This window comes from Cupriavidus sp. 01T418 (assembly GCF_056398885.1).
On the sequence record NZ_JBFTQG010000005.1, the window covers coordinates 220,711 to 239,183 of the forward strand.

An 18,473-nucleotide genomic window follows, 5' to 3' on the forward strand; every position below is an offset into this window, starting at 1 on the left:
GTGCCAGCCGGGGACGCTTCAAAAATCGCCGCCGCTCCGGGTGAAGCCCAAATGCTGCAGGTTCAGGCGGGCTGGCTCCCTTTCGTCACTGAAGCGTGGCGCAGGCCTGGCTGCCAGACGCTTCCTCGAAGTTCGGCCATACCAGCCGTTCAAACCGATCAGGTGGAACCGGCTCGGAATACAAATAGCCCTGGGCAAAATCACAACCCACGGCGATGAGAAAATCGCGTTGCTCTGTTGTCTCCACTCCCTCGGCGATCACTTTCAATCCCAGCTTGTGAGCCAGCATGACCATTGCCTCGCAAAGCGCTTGATTGTCGCCGTCGGAGCCGAGGTTCTGTACGAATGAACGGTCGATCTTGAGGTAATCGATGTCAAAGCGCTTGAGATAGGCCAGCGACGAGTAACCGGTGCCAAAGTCGTCGATCGAGATGCCGATTCCCGCATCGCGGAAGGTCAACAGCTTCTTGTTCAATTCGGCGTCCAGCAACAGGCCCTCGGTGATTTCAACCACCATGCTCTGCCCCGGCATCCCTTCCCGAATGAGATATTCGGACCATTGCATGCAAACCTGGCTGTCTTGCCGAATCTGCATCGGTGACATGTTGACACTGATCTGGAAAGACGGATGGAATCGGCCGCGCCATTGACGGGCCTGCTGCACGGCCTGCTTGAACACCCAATCCCCGATTGGCACGATGAGTCCCGTGTCTTCGGCCAGGGGAATGAAATCCAGCGGACTGATCGTGCCGCGATCGGGGTGCAACCAGCGGATCAGTGCCTCGGCTTTGCGGATTTCCCCGGTCGCCAGGTCAACGATGGGCTGGTAGTAGACCTGGAACTGCTCGCCAGGCAGGGCAGCGCGCAGATCGCTGGTGAGACGCAGGCGCTTTTCCGCCGCTACGCGCAAGTCGGGCGTGAAGTAGCTGAAACGGTTGCGCCCAGCGTTCTTGGCCGCATACATGGCCTGGTCGGCATTCTTGAAAAGGACATCCAGTTCACTGGTGTCGTCGGGGTAAAGTGTGACGCCGACGCTGGCGGAAATGAAAGCCTCATCCGCGCCGAGTTCGAAGGGCTCGGCCAGCTTGTGGATGATGGCCTTTGCGATCCGTTCAATGCTTTCGATATCGTCCGTGTTGGGCAGAATGACGGTGAACTCGTCTCCGCCAAGGCGAGCGACGATGTCCGACTCGCGCACGCACGAAATGATGCGCCTGGCCGCCTCGATCAGCAGGATGTCTCCTGTGTCGTGTCCCAAGGAGTCATTGACCTCCTTGAAGCGATCCAGGTCAATCAGCATCAAGGCCATGCGCTGCCGGGAGCGATGCGCGATGCTGGCTTCGTGCTCGAGACGGCTGTGAAACATCTGGCGATTCGGAAGATGGGTCAGCGCATCGAAATTGGCCTGTTTCCAGATTGTCGCCTCGAATGCCATCCGGTCCGATAGATCGCGGCCCACGGCCAGCACCGAGTTCACCTTGCCCGACCGGTCAATCTCTGGCGTCAGGCGGATATGGGTGCAATGTTCCTGTCCATCCCTGCTGAGCCATCTCAGCTCGAATTGCCCACTTTTTCCGCTTGCAATGGTTTCGCCTATCTTCTCCTCATAGATCAGCGCATTGGCGCCACCAGGGACTTCCGAGGGCCGCTTGCCGAGCGACTCGGCGAGGCTGCACCCTGACGAGTTACAGAAGGCGGGATTGGCGTAAGTGCGGCGGAGGTCCCGGTCGTAGCGGGTAATCGTGTCCGGAGAGTTCTCAATCAACGTTCGCGACTCCTGCTCCCTGGTGACGAGTTCCGCTGTTCGCTCGTCGACGGTCTGCTCAAGGGAGGCGTTGATCTCGTTGATCTTCTGGATCTTCTGCTTGATCGCCCCACTCATCCTTTCAAAACGCTGCGCGAGCCGGCCTAGTTCATCCCTGCCGCCGGCATCGGTGCGCGCAAGCGCCTGCGCCTCGCCGCCCGCATCGTTGCCAGCGTCGTGCATCTTTCGCACCAGATCGTTGAGCGGTGCCGAAATGCTGTGGGAAATGAAGTAGGCCAGGAAGATCGAAAGCAGGAAGCCCGAGATGCCAACCAGTACGATCTGATTGCGCACGGACTGTGCCTCCGCCGTCAGCTTCTTTTCAGGGATTGTGCTGACCACGATCCATGTCGTGCCGGGAATGCCCGTGTACGCGGCCAGGTAGCGCCCCTTGCGCTTGCCCTCGAAGTCGACAAAACCGCTCGGCTCCCCGTTTAGATCGTTGTTCGCGATCTTCTTGATCAGGTCAGGCTCGGCCGTCCCGTCGGTGTTCGTGGAGATGCCGTCGGTGCGGACAACCAGCTTGTTGCTGCTGGCATCGAGCACGTAGATTTCCGTTTCGCTCCCCAGGGCGACGTCATTGAAGATTGTCGAGAATTGTTCGGGGCGAATGACCAGGACCAGATTGCCGATCCGCCGATTGTTGCTCTTGCCGATGATGGCACGCACCATGCCGAGGTTTTGCTGCCCGACACCGTTGTCGTAGCTGCCCCAGTAAGGCCGGCCATTCCGATCGGGGGCCTGCCTGACCAGACGCATCACACCCTGAGTCAGTTGCGCGAACGCCTGGGTGTCCATGATTCGGTTGTTCTTGTCGAGCAGATACTTCTGGTTGATGAAGTCAACCGATCCGTAGTGCTGCAGGAGCAGCCGGGTCATATCCTGGCGCGCCTCGTTCTGCTCCTTTGCGCTGCCATTGACAACGTTTGTCAGCGCGCCTTGAACGTGATCAGACAGTACAAGAAGGCTGCTCTCCGTCTCGACCTGCTCCATCCGCAGCGCGATGTTCTTGGCTACCTGCTTGACCATCTCCTTGGAGAATATCTCCGCCTTCTGCTTGATCGCGGCGGTCGACTCCACATACGATATGTAGCCCGAAATCAGTATCGGTATCAGCGACAGCAGGATGAACGCGGTCATCAGCCGGTAACGAATCTCGACACGGCGCAGCAGGTTCAGCGAGAGATAGGCGAAGGCGCTTCGCAGCGAACATATGATCGAGCTCATTTGTAATGCATCTTTGCTTCATTCTTGACAGATGCGTCGAGGAGTTTGGCTGCCTGTTTGGGCGTGATCTTCCTGCTCAGCACTTCCTGCATCAAACGATGGAGCTGCTCGATCGAGTTGGAGGGTAGAACCGAATAGTATGGGCTGGCGGTCACCGGATAGCGGCTGACCATGTCTGTGTAGTCGACCATCCTCCGATCGCTCACGAGCGATCCCGCGGCTTGCTTGAATGGGGGGATGTTCTGGCGTTTTCTTTGGAGAATGGAGAACCCCTTCCCGGCAATGAATTCGAGAAAACGCATGGCTGCGGCCTTGTTGGGCGTCTCGCACACCGCAAACCCGGTTTCGCTGCCGATCACAGGCACCACCCGCTTGCCGGGCGCGTTCCAGGGCGGAATGAACACGCCGACCTCGAAAGGGTTGCCGTGCAGCAAATGGCCGGCCGCCCAACTGCCGTGAAAAGCCATCGCGGTCTTGCCTTGCTTGAACAGTCGGATGCCTTCATCGTAATCCGTCGCCATGTACGCGTCTTGTACGTAACCACGTCGCGGTATCAGCGCCATCCAGGAAAAAATATCCGCTACCTGAGGCGTGTTCAGATCCAGCGTGCCATCGGCGATCTTCTGCTTCCAGGCCGGCTCGCGCGCCACCACATTGTTGGCAAAGCCGAAGCTGAAGGGGCCGTTGCCGAGCATGTTCGGGAAGCCACCGTTCCACATGATGGGTGTAAAGCCCGCAAGCTTGAGCTGCTCGCAAACCAGCAGGAACTCCTGGAAATTGGTTGGCAGTTCCCTGATCCCGGCCTTGGCGAACAGTTCCTTGTTGTAATAGATCAGCGTTGTCGCCACGCCGCCGGATATGCCAAAACGCTTGGACTGGCGACTGGTCCAGTCCCCCTTGAGCGGGCCGAGCATGTTGTTCCATGCCGATGTCGCGCTCACGTCCGTCAGGATGCCCTGATCGGCCAATTCGGCCGCATAGGCGTTCGGGTTGACACTCACCAGATCCGGCAGGTTGCCAGAGGCGATCCGGGGCTTGATATTCTCTTCGACCGAATTGCCGATCATGAACTGCACATTCACGTGGACGTCCGGATTGAGTTTGCTGAATTCAGCAGCAATCTGGAGCATCTCCTCCGGCCAGTCTGGCGCCCATATCAACGCGGTAATAGAGGTCCTGGCCGGCACGGCCGCACCCGACGAAGCGTTGTCTCGCTGTTGACAACCGCACAGGAGCAATAAAAAGAGGCTGACCAGGCCAGTGAGCAGGCGGGCAAGCCCAATGCGTCGCGCTTGCTGGTTCACTTTGCGGTTTCAGGATGAATTAGCAGTGCTTCATCAGGTACTTTTGATGTGCCGGAAAGCGGACCGCTGGAACTTGCATCGCGAAAGCACCGAAGGCAAGCCACGGTGGCGTCAGGGCCGCGATAGCTTGCAACGGCATCGAGAAGCATGAATGCGCAGCCAACCCGCATCGGGAAACGCATACGACGGCTGGGATGCGTATGTTTGGCCATGACAGCACATCGGGCGAATTGAGGGGGCGGTGCCTACACTGCATATCGACAATGAGCGCAAATACTTTACCGGGGTAAACCCTAGGTTCCTCGCCATGACGAGTGGCTGCCGGCATCGCCGGCGTCAGCATCATAGCCGAATGGCCGCCGCTGACCGGTGTTCCCGCCGTCTCTTTCAGCGAAGCGGACGGCAAAATCTATCCTTTGCAATGGCGTGCCGTACGCATCGAGCGGCCAGGCGCTGCGCCTGCGGCGAATTCGGCACATGGACGATTGCGATACCTGGTCCCGCCCTGAAGCACTTCAACAACCCGGTCACGTAGCAGCAAGGCCGCCTCCGGCTCTCGCACGCCAGGCCTTGCTGCGTCGCAGCACGAAAGACCCAACCTTTCGGTGGGCTGCTCATCCGCCTGCGCCTGTTGGAACTCACTGCTCTGACCCGTGCTGTCCGCGCGACGTCTACGACAAAAACTGGTGGCCGGCTACGGGCAATTCTGCCGGACGCCTGCTGCGACAAACCCGCCGGCAGCGCCCCGGCGAGGGGCCGCGGCTGTCCGGCGTACGCGTCGGTACTGCCGGCGGTAAATCGTCTTGCCTCCGACAATGGTCTCCAGCACCTGGATGTCCTTGATCTGCTCCGGCTTGCGTAGCGGGCTGTCGGACAGGATAACGAGATCCGCGAGCTTGCCCGGTTCGATCGAGCCACGGCTCTTCTCCTCGAACGACTGCCATGCCGGATCGATGGTCACGGCTCGCAGCGCCTGCGTCGGGCTGATGCGTTGCGCTTCACCAATTACCTTGCCGCTGCTGGAAACGCGGTTGACCGCTGACCACATCAGACGCAGCGGGTCCATCGGCACGACAGGCGTGTCGGTGTGGATCGTGAAGCGCAGACCGCGTTTGACGGCCGATTCGGCCGGGCTGATCCGCGCGGCGCGCTCTGGCCCGAGGAAGATGTCGCGGTGCCGGTCGCCCCAGTAGTAGGTATGGAGGACGAAGAAGGAGGGGATGATGCCGAGCGCCTTCATCCGGTCCAGCTGGTCTTCCCGCGCGGTCTGCGCATGCACGATCACGTGGCGCGCATCATTGCGCGGAAAGGCCTTCTGGGCCTGCTCGAACGCGAAGAGGATGTCGTCGATGGCCGCATCGCCGTTGCCGTGGATGGCAATCTGCCGGCCCGCCTTGTGCTGCTCCAGCACCAGGGCGGCGAGCTGCTCGCGCGGCATGGTCGGATAGCCGCGGTAATCCTCCTTCTTGCCCGGCGCGTGGATGTGGTAGGGCTCGCTCAGATACCCGGTGTAGCCCTGGATCGAGCCATCGTCGAACATCTTGGTTGCGCCGATCCTGACCAGATCTGGGTCCAGCGAGTGGAACTCGGCCTTGCCCGCGATCAGCGCCCTGGCGACCGGGAGCGTCGGCCAGATGACCAGACGGATCGAAAGTTGCCGCCGCGCGGCAGCGTCCTGAATCACCCCGAGTATCTTGGGATTGCTGAATGCGCCGTCCTGCGCGGTGGTGACGCCCTTGGCCGCATAGATCTCGGTGGCCTTGCGAATCGCATCGAGATTCTGCTCGGGGGTCAGGGGCGGAATCTTGCCGGCGACCGGATACAGCGCGGTTTCTTCCAGCACACCGTTTGGTTCTCCAGTGGCAGGGTCATGCCGGAATTCCCCACCCTGGGGGGACGGGGTGTCCCTGGTGATCTGCGCGATCTGCAATGCCTTGCTGTTTGCGACGGCGAAGTGGCCCGATACGTGGCGGATAAAGATCGGGTGATCGGTGGATGCCTTGTCGAGATCGAATCTCGTCGGATGCCGCTTTTCCGTAACCAAGGTGTCGTCATAGCCGTAGCCTGTCACCCATTCGCCAGCGGGCGTGCTTTCGGCCTTGTGCTTCAGGCGCGCGACCATCTCGTCAATGCTCTTGACGGTGCCGGCCGGCGCGCTTTGCAGTGCCACTGAAAAGGCTTCGCCCGAGCCGGTGGAGAGAAAATGGCTGTGCGCGTCGACAAAACCGGGAATCACGGTTTTCCCGTCGAGCTCGACCACCTGCGTATCTGCCCCGGCAAGCGCCTTGATCTCGCTGGTGCGGCCGACTGCCTGGATCCGACCGTCCTTGACCGCGACTGCCTCTGCCGTCCGGTTTTGCTTATCGACGGTGAGCACGGCGCCATGGATGTAAATGGCATCGGGTGCCTGCGCTGCGTTGCAAAGTGACGTGCAGAAAAGGCTGGCCGTGCCAAGCACAAGAGCCATGGCACTTGGGATGGATCGTACGGTTCTGATTGCTCTGGCTTGCATGTCTTGGGGTCTCCACCATGTTTCGTTTTCGTTGCAGGCAATACCCTGGTCCGGCCGGGCCCATCGGTGGCCAGTGCTTGGCGATCGGTTCCGCTGAACATGTGCTCGAGGGCAAGTGCCCCGCCAACCTGCGCTGCCGCAGGGAAGGGCCTCAAGATCCAGGTGATGTCGCAAGGCGTCGCGCGAATCACGCGCCTGAACATAGCGTCCGGGCGAGAACTTGCATAGGGCCAGTTCCCCGGAATCCATGGCGCCAGCCCTTCTTGATCGGGCTCCAGCAACGATTCTCGCGGGGGAAGCAGCAAGAATCTGCGACGAACGAGAGAGTTCGTCTCAGGCGGTCATCCGTTGCTTGCCCGTTTTCCTGGCGTCTTGGCGCGAAGTTGGCACTTTGGTAGCGCCAGGCGTCGATTTGGCCAGGGATTCCATTGCAACCGCGCGGATCGCGGCATCTCTCGCGTCGTCCATTCGCATTCTGGCGATGGAGAGGATCAAGTCGTCATCGCGCTTGACGATGGCAGCGTGCATTCCCCGCCAGGTCTTCAGCGATCCGGCAATGGTCTGGGGCGCAGCAACCCGTCCCAGCCGTACATAACGCAAAGTCCGCAGCGAAATGGACTGCAGCATGTCAACAAGCAGCTTGTTGCCGCACAGGTCGACAAGCGCGAAATTCAGCAGAAAGTTCTCAACGGAAAACGCATCTGCCGATTCGCCGGCAGCTTTGACAAGTCTGGGCATGTGTTCGTTGAACACCTGCTCGAGTTCGTCAGGATTTTCTCGCACCACTTGCTCCAGCAGCGTGACATAGAGCACGTTGCGCACCTTGAAGATGTCGCGAATTTCCGTTTCGTCAGGATTGGTGACGATGGCTCCGCGCCGGGCCTGAAACTCAACCAGCCGGTCGCGCTCCAGGATGCGCATCGCCTCTCTCACGGGAGCACGACTGACGTGCAGCACTTCGCTGATATCCTTTTCCAGCAAACGCTGGCCAGACTGAACCAGGCCAAGCGTAATCACCCCCGCCAGCCGGGCGGCGATCTGGTCGGCAATCGGCGCCGAGGCACGCTCCCAGTCCTGCCCACGCAGCACCGCCTGTTCAACCGCCAGCATGAGCTGGTTCTTGGGCGCGAGAAGCGCGGAGAGGTCTGGAAGGTTTTGCGTCTTGTTTCTGCTCATGGTGTCGAATCTCGGTGGACTGCCTGGCCGCGGCTAGCATTGGCAATCCATTTTCAATTTGTAGCACTTTTCTCAGCACCGCCCATGATGCCACGAAGTGACTAGTGTCGATCCTCGTCCTTGGTCGGGTCCCCTGCTTGCAGATAGTGTCGGACGATAGTCCCGTCTGCATCCCAGGCGATGAAATCCGAGAGAAGAATCGCCGTCCCGGCGTAGCTGAGAAAGTTGCCAAGCTGTCGCAATGCACCGAAAGCCTTCGAGAGCATTCCCACTTCGGCAGACTTGTCGGATCTTCGCATGCGTTGCTCCGTATGATCTCGCGAGTGAGCACAGCAAGATCGTTGGCATGCCGACCAGCACCGAGCCCTCATTCGTCTCGGCCAGGTCGGTCGGAGTCGGGGCGCGGACCTGAAGAGCGGGAAATACAGCTCAGGCTCGCGCTCCGCCGGCCGGCTTGCATCGGCCGCACCCGGCAGATATGGCCTGTAAGCTTGCGTCCAGATTGTACACCAGGCATATTATTGTCGACACCAATAAATTTAAGTGCGACACTTCAATCATTGGCTTCTGGCTCGATGCGTCGATGCACAAGTATGGAGAGGACAGCAGATGAAGGGCGTGGGGCGACCTCAACCCGATGAGGCGAGCCGACGGCATTGTCATGTTGCCGAGGCGGTCGCGTTAAATCGCTGCGCGTCGCTATCCGGCCGCCGAGGCCGGGATCCCCGAGCGCGCGCAGGTCAAGCCGCGGGGTTCGATGCGTGGCCTCTTTTCACCGGCCTCATCCAAAACCCATCCGCTGCCTTCCAGATCCCGACGCCGCCTGCCGATATCGCGGCCAGTGACTCAACTCGACAGCGCCCGCGGAGGTGCCGTCTGTCGGCGCGCGGTGCCGCGTGTGGCTCGGCTCTCCCTGGGGCTGCAACCGAATTGCGCGTGATACCAGCGCGAGAATCCGCTTGGCGCGGAAAAGCCGAGCAGGGTCGCCACCTCGGTCAACGGACGATCGCTCTCGAGGACATGACGCATCGCGAGTTCCGTGCGGATGTCGTTAATGATCGACGAGAAGCTGTGCCCCTGTTCCGCCAGCCGGCGCTGGACCGTGCGGCACACCACGCCCAGGTGCTCGGCCACCTGCTCGATGCTGCAGCGCCCACTGGGCAACAGCAGCAGGATCGTGCGCCGCACGTCCTCAAGCATTGTCGCCTGCTGCGACATGGCAGATGCGTCTATCAACTGCTGCGCGTAGCGCACCATGGCCGGATCCGCCGACGGGTTGCGTGCGTCGAGATCGGCCTTCGCGCAGATGATGCAGTTGAAGTCATAGTTGAACTCGACGTGAGCGCCAAAAAACCGTTGGTGCGTACTCAGGTCGCGCGGCGCCGGGTGCTCGAAGCAAACGCGCCGCGGCTCCCAGTCGGGCTTGAGGAGCTGGCGTATCAAGCGCACCATTACCCCCAGCGCCAGTTCAACCCTTTGGCGCGTTGGCTGATGTGCATTGCCGGCCATCACCGCTTCGCGAATAATGACCAGTCCGCCGCATTCCTCGACGGCCAGCGACAGCGCTCCGTTGAGCATCGCCTGGTAGCGCATCAGCATGCCAAGCGAGTCGCGCAGCGTCGCCTGGTCGCGGATCAGCAATCCTACCGCACCAAGATTGGACAACAGGCGCGACTCGGCCATGCACAGCCCGAAACTCTCGTTACCTGACATGGTTGCCGACGCCTGGAGCAGGCGTCCGACACGCTCGACTGGAATCATGAGGTCCGGCTCGCGCAGCACGCTCGGACTTAGCCCTGCGTCAAAGAGCATCCGCACCGGATCCAGTCCGGCGGCACGAGCGACCTCGCTGTAGTTCGTGAGGGCCGCGGCGCGGACAAGTGACGACATCGGGGGAACTGGCTAGAAGATTGACATAGAATGATAAATGCTTGTCATGTATTGTCAAGCGGGAGATACCCGCTACACCCAAACTCGCTAGGATCGAACGGCCAATCGGCACCAATCGGCAATGGGAGACAAACGTTCATGAATCAAAGCCTCAATGCGGCCCCCGAAGTGGTCCGCGCAACCTCTCTGGGCAACGCGATCCGGGTCGAGCCAGTCACCTGCACGATCGGTGCAGAGCTCAGCAATGTCAACCTGGGGGCGGCTGCCGAAGACGACCAGCTGATGGCGGAAATCCGGGCCCTGCTCTTGAAGCATCGCGTGCTGTTCTTCCGCGACCAGGACATCACCCGCGCACAGCACGTGGCCTTTGCGCGCCGCTTTGGCCAGCTGGAGGACCATCCGGTGGTGGGCAGCCATCCTGATTACCCCGGACTGGTTCAGATCTACAAGACCCCGGACAGCCCGCCCGAACGCAACGAGAATTCCTGGCATACCGATGCCACCTGGCGCGAAGAGCCTCCGTTAGGCTGCGTGCTGCGCTGTATCGAATGCCCGCCGGTGGGTGGCGACACGATGTGGGTCAACATGGTCGAGGCCTACAACCAGTTGCCCGAGGATATCAAGATAAAGATCGCTTCATTGCGCGCGCGCCACAGCATCGAGGCGAGCTTTGGCGCCGCGATGCCGATCGAAAAGCGTCTTGCACTGAAGGCGCAATACCCGGACGCCGAGCATCCGGTTGTGCGCATTCATCCCGAAACCGGGGAGAAAGTGCTATTCGTCAACGGAAGTTTTACGACGCACTTCACAAATTACAATGTGCCGGCCAACGTCCGCTACGGGATAGACAAGGCGCCGGGTGCTGCCAATTTGCTTAGCTACCTGGTCAGCCAGGCCACCATCCCCGAATACCAGGTGCGTTTTCGCTGGAAGAAGAACAGTGTTGCGTTCTGGGACAACCGCTCAACCCAGCACTACGCAGTGATGGATTACCCCCCGTGCCACCGAAAGATGGAACGCACCGCCATCATCGGTGACGCGCCTTACTGAAAGATCGATATGACCGCTACGACTCCGACCGTTCTCATCGTCCCTGGCCTGCGTGACCATGTGCCGGAACACTGGCAGACCCTGCTGGCGGCGAAACTGCCTCGCGTAGTCAGCGTCGCCCCGCTTGAGCAAGACAAGCTGAGTTGCGCTGCCCGCATCGACGCCATCGATCGCGCTCTGGCCACCATCGAGGGGCCCGTGATCATCGTGGCGCACAGCGCAGGCGCGATGATGGTCGCCCATTGGGCGGCCCGAGGCGCCACACGCGAGATCCTCGGCGCACTGCTGGCAGCGCCCGCGGACCTCGAGACGCCCATGCCGGCAGGCTACCCGACGACCGACACACTGGGCGACCACGGCTGGCTGCCGATCCCTCGCGGCACATTGCCATTTCCGAGCATCCTTGCGGCAAGCAGCAACGATCCTCTGACGCGTCTCGATCGCGCCCGTGACCTGGCGCAGGCATGGGGCAGCCGCTTCGTCGAACTCGGCGAGGTCGGGCATCTGAATCCGGCTTCAGGCTATGGCGAGTGGCCGCAGGCCGAAGCGTTCATTCGCGAACTCTCCTGACCGAACCGTGGCCGAGTGCCACCGGCCGGGAAAAAAGGGACCGGGCCTGCGGGATTTGAAAACGACAGTGCCCGACAGTACCCACTAAGGACGACCGGCCAAGCTCAACGATCACGATCCGTATGCCTGGCCGCGTCACGCAAAAAGCATGAAAACCATGGCGACCCCTGCCCATGCATCCAGTGCAAGGCGGCTGGCCTGATCCCTGCCAGAAGTCAGCAGGGGGCGAGAACCAGCCCCCTCCCCCCGATAAGAGGAAAGAGGAAAGAGGAAATCGCCAGGTCAACGATGCCGTATACGCTCAATCTGGCTGGTAGTTAATGGACTTCAGCAGCGCGGCCTGTTGCTGGTATGCCTGCTTCAGGTCCGCCATCATCTCTTCCGAGGTGGCGGCAGCCCCCTGCTCCATGCCAATGTCCTTGACGTGGTTCTGCACTTCCGGTTGCTTGAAATACGCCAGCGTCGCCTCGCGGACTTTTTGCTGGATTGCCGGAGCAACATCCGGGCGCGACCACACGGCGAACCAGCCTGCTTGCGCCAGCTGCGGGTAACCGAGCTCCTTGAAAGTAGGCACATCCGGCAATCCGGCGATCCGCGTCGGATAGTTCACCGCAATCGCTTTGATCTTTCCCGCTTTGATCAGCGGCAACGAGGTAGTCACCCCATCGAACATCAGGGGCACATGGCCGCCCATCAGGTCGTTCAATGCCGGGGGCGAGCCTTTGTAGCCCACATGCCGCATTGGCACATGCGTGAGTTGCCCGAGCAGTATGCCCGAGGTGTGGCCCTTCAATCCCGCGGCGTAAGAAGCGAAAACGAGTCCATCCTTTTGCGCTTTGCCGTAGTCCACCAACTGCTTCAGATTGGAGACGGGCACATCCTTGTTGGCAACCAGCACCAACCCCGTGCGACTGATCTGGGCCAGGGGCTTCAGGTCCGTAAAGGGTTTGTAGTGGACCTTGTAGGCCAACGGCGCTTCGCTCACGACGCCGCCCTGGATGACCAGGAGGGTATGTCCATCCTTGCCGGTGGACTGCAAATCGCTGATCGCCAGCGCGCCGGCGGCACCGGGCTTGTTTTCCACGATGACCGGCTTGCCCAATTTTTGCTGCAGGCCTTGCGCCAGCAGCCGCGCCAATGCGTCGGCACTGCCGCCGGCAGGCCCCGCCACCACCAGACGGATCGGCTTGCTGGGCCAGGCCTCCTGGGCCTGAGCCACGGGCATCCCACCGGCGACACCAACACCGATCGCCAAGGCGTAACCGCGCCACCAGAAGTTATTGGTCTGCTTCTTCATGTCTATACCTTTTGATTGCTGCGCTTTGCGTGTTTAGAAAGACTGGTCGCCAATGCAAATGATATCTATGCTGCACTTAACCTGCAGGCCGGCGATCTTCTTTGTTTATTCTGGGATCACACCGGGTCAACCGGCTTGACCGATCGCGACAAGTTGTTGCCAACTCGCGCAAACAGAGGGAAAACCCTAGCAAGATATAGCGGGCGCACTTTCAAAGACGTCTCTTGCGCCATCTTGCACTCCCTCATCAGCGTTAGCCGGCAACACCGTGCTGCAACGCTGCGGGGGACAAGCGACTCTTCAAGATGTGCTGAATCTGGCGCCCATGGTGATCCAGTGTTCCCTGCGTCAGCGGATTGCTGTCACAAAAGGCCAAGTTCAAGGCGTGCAAGGTAAAGCGGGAAGTAGCGCCAGGCTTGATGATCCGCTGCGAGAAGTCCTTATGAGCGTCAAATTCCAAAGCGCGCACGGCGACACAAAGAATGCGCCCGGCGATGCTGACGGCCAGCAGAAACCACTGCCGGCCCTGGCCTGAAGGCCAGGCTTCACACGGGTCACACGACAGCAGGCGGCACTATCAGTCATGAGTTTCGAGAATCATTCGAGGAGACAGAATTGAACACATATACGAGTACCGCGATACCGGCAGCGTCGGCCGCGGCTCCCACTGGCGCCCGACCCTACGCGTGGGTGGTATTTGCATTGATGTTTTGCCTGCTGCTGTCTGACTACATGTCGCGGCAGGCGATCAATGCCTTGTTTCCGCTATTGAAAGTGCAGTGGCAGATTTCCGATACACAGCTCGGTTCGATCAGCAGTGTGGTGCCGTTGACGGTCGGCATTCTGACGCTCCCATTCTCCATCATCGCGGACCGCTGGGGACGTGTCAAAAGCATTGCACTGATGGTTGCGGTGTGGAGTGTTGCCACGCTCGGGTGCGCCATTGCCAGTACCTACCACGAGATGTTCATCGCGCGCTTGTTCGTCGGTGTCGGCGAGGCTGCCTACGGCAGTGTCGGATTCGCGATGCTCGTGAGCGTCTTTCCGAAGCATATGCGGTCTACCATTGCCGGTGGCTTTACGTCTGCCGCTGCTTTTGGCTCCGTGCTCGGTGTTTCGCTTTCCGGCATCATTGCGACGCACTTCGGCTGGCGCTGGTCGATGGGTCTGATGGCGATCATTGGCTTTGTGCTGGTGATCATTTATTACTTCGTGGTCACGGAAGAAAAAATCGCAAGGGTGCAACCGGACAATGCGCAAGGAACTCCGGTGCACGGACATGTGAAACTGGCACCGCGTGCGTTTTTCTCTGGCCTGTTTCCGTCCCGTTCCGTCTTTTGCGCGTATCTCGGCTGCGCCCTGCAGATCTTCGTCCAGGGCACTCTTTTCGTGTGGCTGCCCAGCTACCTGAATCGCTATTGGGGCATGCCTGTCAGCCAAGCGGCCGTATTGGCGGCCGGCCTTGTCCTTGTCAGCGGCCTGGGCCAACTCATGTGCGGTGTGATGACCGATCGCATCAGCAGGGAATCGTCGCTCAAGAGGTGGAACATGGCCATTGGCTATTGCCTGCTGTTAGGCACGCTGCTGGCGTTCGCCTTCCGCTTGCCAGCGGGTAATCTGCAACTCGCGCTCCTTATCCCCGGGGTGTTCTTCCTTGCCAGCTCGTTCGGCACATGTAGCGCGATCATTGCCGGCGCCACACCGCCAGCGATTCATGGCTCGGCATTTGCCACACTGACGTTGTTTAACAATATATTAGGCCTCGCAGCAGGCCCCTTTATCACCGGTATGGTAGCGGACGCGGTTGGTCTGCAAGTCGCCCTGCGCTGGCTACCGCTCGCGGCAGTTCTGCCCTTCACCGTGTTCCTCATTGGCAGATGGTGTTACATCGCGGAAACGCGACGCGGCTGAGCACACGACCCTGGCGGCACTACTCTCTGCAGCGCGGCCGCTCAATGGCTGATGGCACGCAATCCATCGTCCCCACGATTCTCCATCGCGGGGACGATGCAGATCCCGTCGATCGATACAAGATGGACGAGCGGGACGCTTACCCTCATGGGCTTTCCTTCGGCATCAAATGGCGCGTCTAGGATGCACGGCCCTTGAATTTCTCGGTTACGAGTTGCACAAATGCGCGTACCGCTGGCGATATTTCCCGACGCCTATGCGCTAGCGCCAGGTGCACCGAGAATTCAAAGTCGGCGATCTGTGTGTAGAAGATACCTGGCTGGGAGAAATTCTGCATCGACTCAGGCACGATGGCCACGCCGTATCCCGCAGACGCGAGGCAAATGGCGGAGATGAAATCCTGGACGCGATATTCCAGATGCGGCGTGAACCCTCCGACTTCGCCCAGGGCGGATAACGCAGACAAGAATCCTTCCTCGTCTGCAAACTGAGGGACGATGAACGATTGATCTGCCAGTGCGCGCGCTGAAACACCCCCTCGCCTTGCCAGGGGATGGCTTCCTGTCATTGCAGCCAGCAGACGTTCGGTCTGTACGACCTTCGTGATAACGCCAGCCGGATAGAGCCGTCTTGGCCTGACAATTCCCACATCAATCTGGCCATCGCTGATCGCTTCGAGCTGCCTTGGCGACTCCATTGGCACGACTTCGATCCGGACCATCTCGTGTGATTTCCGAAACTCGCTCAGCATCATGGACAAAAGGCCGCTGCTTGCGCCAGATGCGACATAGCCGACACGGATGACGCCAGCCAGCCCTCGGGCAGCCAGGCGTCCCACCTGGTCGGCTCGCTCAATGTGCCGCAACGCAGCGACAGCCTCGGCATGGAACAGGTGCCCCGCGTCGGTAAGTGAAACCGGCTTCCTTTTGTTGCGGTTCAGGAGCGTAACCCCCAAATCTTGTTCAAGGCGTTGGATTTGGGTACTGAGCCCTGATTGTGCGACACCCAGGCGATCTGCCGCCTTCGCAAAGTGAAGCTCTTCCGACACGGCGAGGAAGCACTGCAACTGCCGAACGTCAATCATCGTTTTAATCTCAACTCCGGAACAAAGATTACTGTCTGCCATCTGGATCATATCAAAGAAACCAGATGAAATAGAGCCATACCACATCCCGGAGTCCTAACGATGAATGCCCCGCTTCCATCGGCAATGCTTGCCAGCCATGACGAGTCCCGTTTCCAATTGTCTGCCCACCCGGAACACCATCGCATCCTGCATGTGACCGTTGAGCGCGATGCCCTTCTTGGGTTCCTGCATGACGTACGCAAGGTCGATATTCAGAACCTCGAGTACGTTCCCTTCGTGCGCTACGAGCTCGCGGATGTACTCGCGAAGCATGTCGGCGAGGACTTCGCTACGACCATCAACGGTATTGTGAAGGATCGGCGGCACGGTGGCTTTACGGTAGGCCTCCAGGGACTGACGACGGACGCCGACGATTTCGTCCGCTTCGGCACTGCCATTGGGCACCTCATGGGCCCCAGCAACCACGATGCGATGTCGGGCAATTACTATGCTCGCTTCGTGGTCAAGCACACGGACGATAGCGACTCCTATTTGCGCCAAGCCTATCGACTCTTCACGATGCACACCGATGGCACCTTCGTTACCGAAGCGACGGACTGGCTGTTGATGATGAAGTTTGCAGAAGAGAATGCAGTCGGCGGCGAGTCCCGATTCCTGCATCTGGACGATTGGGAAGGGCGCGACCGGTTTGTCAACCACCGTCTCGGGACGCAGCCTTTCCTCTACAAGGCGCCGGGGTCCAAGAATGTCGGCGATAAGGTCGAGCGTCCGCTCTTCTTCCAGAACGAGTTCGGCTTGTCGATGTCCTTCATCGATCAGTTCGTACAGCCGCGCAATCGCGAGGAGGCTGCATTTCTCAACGCCCTGTCGACTTCCATGGAGGCTTCGCCGGGAACCAAGGAAGTGTCGCTGCCCGTCGGCGATCTGGTTGTCCTGAACAACTACTTCTACCTCCACGGGCGTGCTCCGTTCGAGAAAAATGAGGCGCTGCACCGTGAGCTGATGCGCCAGCGAGGCACCTTCGCCTAATTATCAATGTGATCCGGCGTGGCTGATAGTGACAGCGGTTGGGCCTGATGGACGCTTCAAATCATGATGACATCTCAAACAGAAGTTGCAGAAAGCCAAGCCCTTCCGAGCACCGGAACGCCTGCCAAGCCTGCCAAGGCTGCCTATGGCGTCAACAAGCAGATTCCTCGACGACTACGGTCGATCCTCTCGCTTGCCGATTTTGAAGTCGCGGCAAAGAAGGTGCTTCCGCGTCCGATCTTTGGCTATATTGCCGGCGCCGCGGAGGATGAAAAGTCGCTTGCCGCGAACAGGACGGTATTCGACGAGGTCAAGTTTCGTCCCAAAGTCCTTGTCGACGTGTCGGGAAGGTCGCAAGCGACTGAGATCTTTGGGCAACGTTACGCTTCTCCCTTTGGCGTGGCGCCCGTTGGAATCAGTGCGATTGCCGCTTACCGCGGCGATGTGGTCCTCGCGCAAACGGCGCGGGAAGAGCAGATACCCGCAATCATGAGCGGCACATCCTTGATTCCGATGGAAACCGTTCACGCGGCCGCGCCAGGCACGTGGTTCCAGGCGTACCTGCCAGGTGACGCCACGCGCAGGGACGCCCTGATCGAGCGGATTGCAGCAGCCGGGTACGCTACGCTTGTCCTTACGGTTGATATTCCCGTTTGGGCCAACCGGGAGAATAACGTCCGTACTGGCTTCTCCTTGCCTTTGCGCCCATCTGTCCGTTTGGCATTCGATGGCGTGTCTCGGCCGCGTTGGCTGGCCGGGACCTTCGCCAAAACGCTCATTTCAAGCGGGATGCCGCATTTTGAGAATTCTTTTGCGTCTCGCGGCGCACCGATCCTGTCGGCCTCCGCTATTCGCGATACGACGGGGCGCGATCACCTGAGTTGGACGGATATCGAGCGCATCCGGCAAAGATGGCGCGGCAACCTGGTCATAAAGGGCATTTTGCATTCGTCCGACGCCGAGCGCGCTGTCGCCCTGGGCGCCGACGGCATCATTGTCTCGAATCACGGTGGGCGCCAATTGGACGGTGCCGTCGAGCCGCTTGCTGTATTGCCGGAGATTTGTGATGCAGTCGCGCACAAGACAGCCGTCATGATGGACAGCGGTATCCGGCGAGGCGGCGATGTTCTGAAAGCGTTGGCACTGGGAGCCCGCTTTGTCTTCCTGGGGCGCCCTTTTGTTTACGCTGCGGCCGTTGGGGGATCCGAAGGCGTTCGCCACGCCATCACTCTCTTGCGCGATGAGGTGGATCGGAACATGGCCATGCTTGGCGCGAAGACCCTCGCAGACGTGAACAATAGCGTCATCGTCTAGGGTCGCAAGACCGGCCGAATTGCGTCTGGGTAAGCCAACCCGGCCAATCCGGCCAACCCGGTCCAATGCGTAGGTGTGTGCGACATTCCGACCGGCCTTGCTGCCTGTCGGAAGCCGCGAAGCTGTCAAGTCCTGTCATAAAAGAAAATGCCCGATGAACCTCATCGGGCATTTTGTATTTCAGAGACTGATGCGGTCGCGGCGCTCTTCTACGACACACTGCACGATGGCGTGGAATAGGTGGATCCCAACGCGTACAACGAAGAGCGCTGCCGACAGCGGGTCCTGAACAACCTGACCCG

At 60.0% G+C, this 18,473-nt stretch carries 14 protein-coding genes; 6 read left to right on the forward strand and 8 right to left on the reverse strand.

Going from position 1 to position 18,473, the window contains the following annotated elements; genetic code table 11:
• Positions 1 to 85: 85 nt before the first annotated feature.
• From AC1DQ3_RS08465 to AC1DQ3_RS08490, 6 genes are all read right to left on the reverse strand, one after another.
• On the reverse strand, positions 86 to 3,031 hold the full coding sequence (locus tag AC1DQ3_RS08465) for a bifunctional diguanylate cyclase/phosphodiesterase (RefSeq protein WP_477119729.1): 2,946 nt from the start codon (positions 3,029 to 3,031) through the stop codon (positions 86 to 88).
• Entirely contained in the window at positions 3,028 to 4,263 is a 1,236-nt protein-coding gene (locus AC1DQ3_RS08470; RefSeq protein ID WP_477119805.1) for an ABC transporter substrate-binding protein, read from the reverse strand. Before AC1DQ3_RS08470 ends, AC1DQ3_RS08465 begins: the two co-directional genes overlap by 4 nt.
• Positions 4,264 to 5,029: 766 nt before the next feature.
• Entirely contained in the window at positions 5,030 to 7,096 is a 2,067-nt protein-coding gene (locus AC1DQ3_RS08475) for an amidohydrolase (RefSeq protein WP_477119730.1), read from the reverse strand.
• An 84-nt stretch (positions 7,097 to 7,180) separates the two neighbouring features.
• Complete coding sequence (locus tag AC1DQ3_RS08480; protein WP_477119731.1) at positions 7,181 to 8,023, reverse strand: GntR family transcriptional regulator; 843 nt, start codon at positions 8,021 to 8,023, stop codon at positions 7,181 to 7,183.
• A gap of 101 nt (positions 8,024 to 8,124) precedes the next feature.
• Positions 8,125 to 8,322 carry a hypothetical protein gene (locus tag AC1DQ3_RS08485; RefSeq protein WP_477119732.1) on the reverse strand — a complete coding sequence of 66 codons (198 nt, stop codon included), beginning with the start codon at positions 8,320 to 8,322 and terminating at the stop codon, positions 8,125 to 8,127.
• A 547-nt stretch (positions 8,323 to 8,869) separates the two neighbouring features.
• Complete coding sequence (locus AC1DQ3_RS08490; RefSeq protein WP_477119733.1) at positions 8,870 to 9,913, reverse strand: AraC family transcriptional regulator; 1,044 nt, start codon at positions 9,911 to 9,913, stop codon at positions 8,870 to 8,872.
• A 198-nt stretch (positions 9,914 to 10,111) separates the two neighbouring features.
• Between AC1DQ3_RS08490 and AC1DQ3_RS08495 the strand changes: the two genes are divergently transcribed.
• Positions 10,112 to 10,963 (forward strand): TauD/TfdA dioxygenase family protein, encoded by an 852-nt coding sequence (locus tag AC1DQ3_RS08495; protein ID WP_477119806.1) that lies wholly within the window; start codon positions 10,112 to 10,114, stop codon positions 10,961 to 10,963.
• A 9-nt stretch (positions 10,964 to 10,972) separates the two neighbouring features.
• The gene (locus AC1DQ3_RS08500) at positions 10,973 to 11,533 is read left to right on the forward strand and encodes an RBBP9/YdeN family alpha/beta hydrolase (protein ID WP_477119734.1); all 561 of its coding nucleotides are present in this window, start codon (positions 10,973 to 10,975) and stop codon (positions 11,531 to 11,533) included.
• A gap of 301 nt (positions 11,534 to 11,834) precedes the next feature.
• On the opposite strand, the gene AC1DQ3_RS08505 is transcribed toward AC1DQ3_RS08500, so the two are convergent.
• Positions 11,835 to 12,830, reverse strand: a complete 996-nt coding sequence (locus AC1DQ3_RS08505) for a Bug family tripartite tricarboxylate transporter substrate binding protein (protein ID WP_477119735.1) — start codon at positions 12,828 to 12,830, stop codon at positions 11,835 to 11,837.
• Between the two features lie 268 nt (positions 12,831 to 13,098).
• On the opposite strand from AC1DQ3_RS08505, the gene AC1DQ3_RS08510 reads away from it, so the two are divergent.
• Together AC1DQ3_RS08510 and AC1DQ3_RS08515 are read left to right on the forward strand one after the other, a co-directional pair.
• A complete protein-coding gene (locus tag AC1DQ3_RS08510) occupies positions 13,099 to 13,365 on the forward strand; it encodes a hypothetical protein (protein ID WP_477119736.1) in 267 nt (88 codons plus the stop codon).
• Positions 13,366 to 13,445: 80 nt separating this feature from the next.
• A complete protein-coding gene (locus tag AC1DQ3_RS08515) occupies positions 13,446 to 14,741 on the forward strand; it encodes an MFS transporter (protein ID WP_477119737.1) in 1,296 nt (431 codons plus the stop codon).
• Positions 14,742 to 14,919: 178 nt separating this feature from the next.
• On the opposite strand, the gene AC1DQ3_RS08520 is transcribed toward AC1DQ3_RS08515, so the two are convergent.
• Positions 14,920 to 15,912 carry a LysR family transcriptional regulator gene (locus AC1DQ3_RS08520; protein ID WP_477119738.1) on the reverse strand — a complete coding sequence of 331 codons (993 nt, stop codon included), beginning with the start codon at positions 15,910 to 15,912 and terminating at the stop codon, positions 14,920 to 14,922.
• 15 nt (positions 15,913 to 15,927) lie between these two features.
• On the opposite strand from AC1DQ3_RS08520, the gene glaH reads away from it, so the two are divergent.
• The gene (gene glaH / locus AC1DQ3_RS08525) at positions 15,928 to 16,857 is read left to right on the forward strand and encodes a glutarate dioxygenase GlaH (RefSeq protein ID WP_477119739.1); all 930 of its coding nucleotides are present in this window, start codon (positions 15,928 to 15,930) and stop codon (positions 16,855 to 16,857) included.
• A gap of 63 nt (positions 16,858 to 16,920) precedes the next feature.
• On the forward strand, positions 16,921 to 18,171 hold the full coding sequence (locus tag AC1DQ3_RS08530) for an alpha-hydroxy acid oxidase (RefSeq protein ID WP_477119740.1): 1,251 nt from the start codon (positions 16,921 to 16,923) through the stop codon (positions 18,169 to 18,171).
• The last annotated feature ends 302 nt before the right edge of the window (positions 18,172 to 18,473 follow it).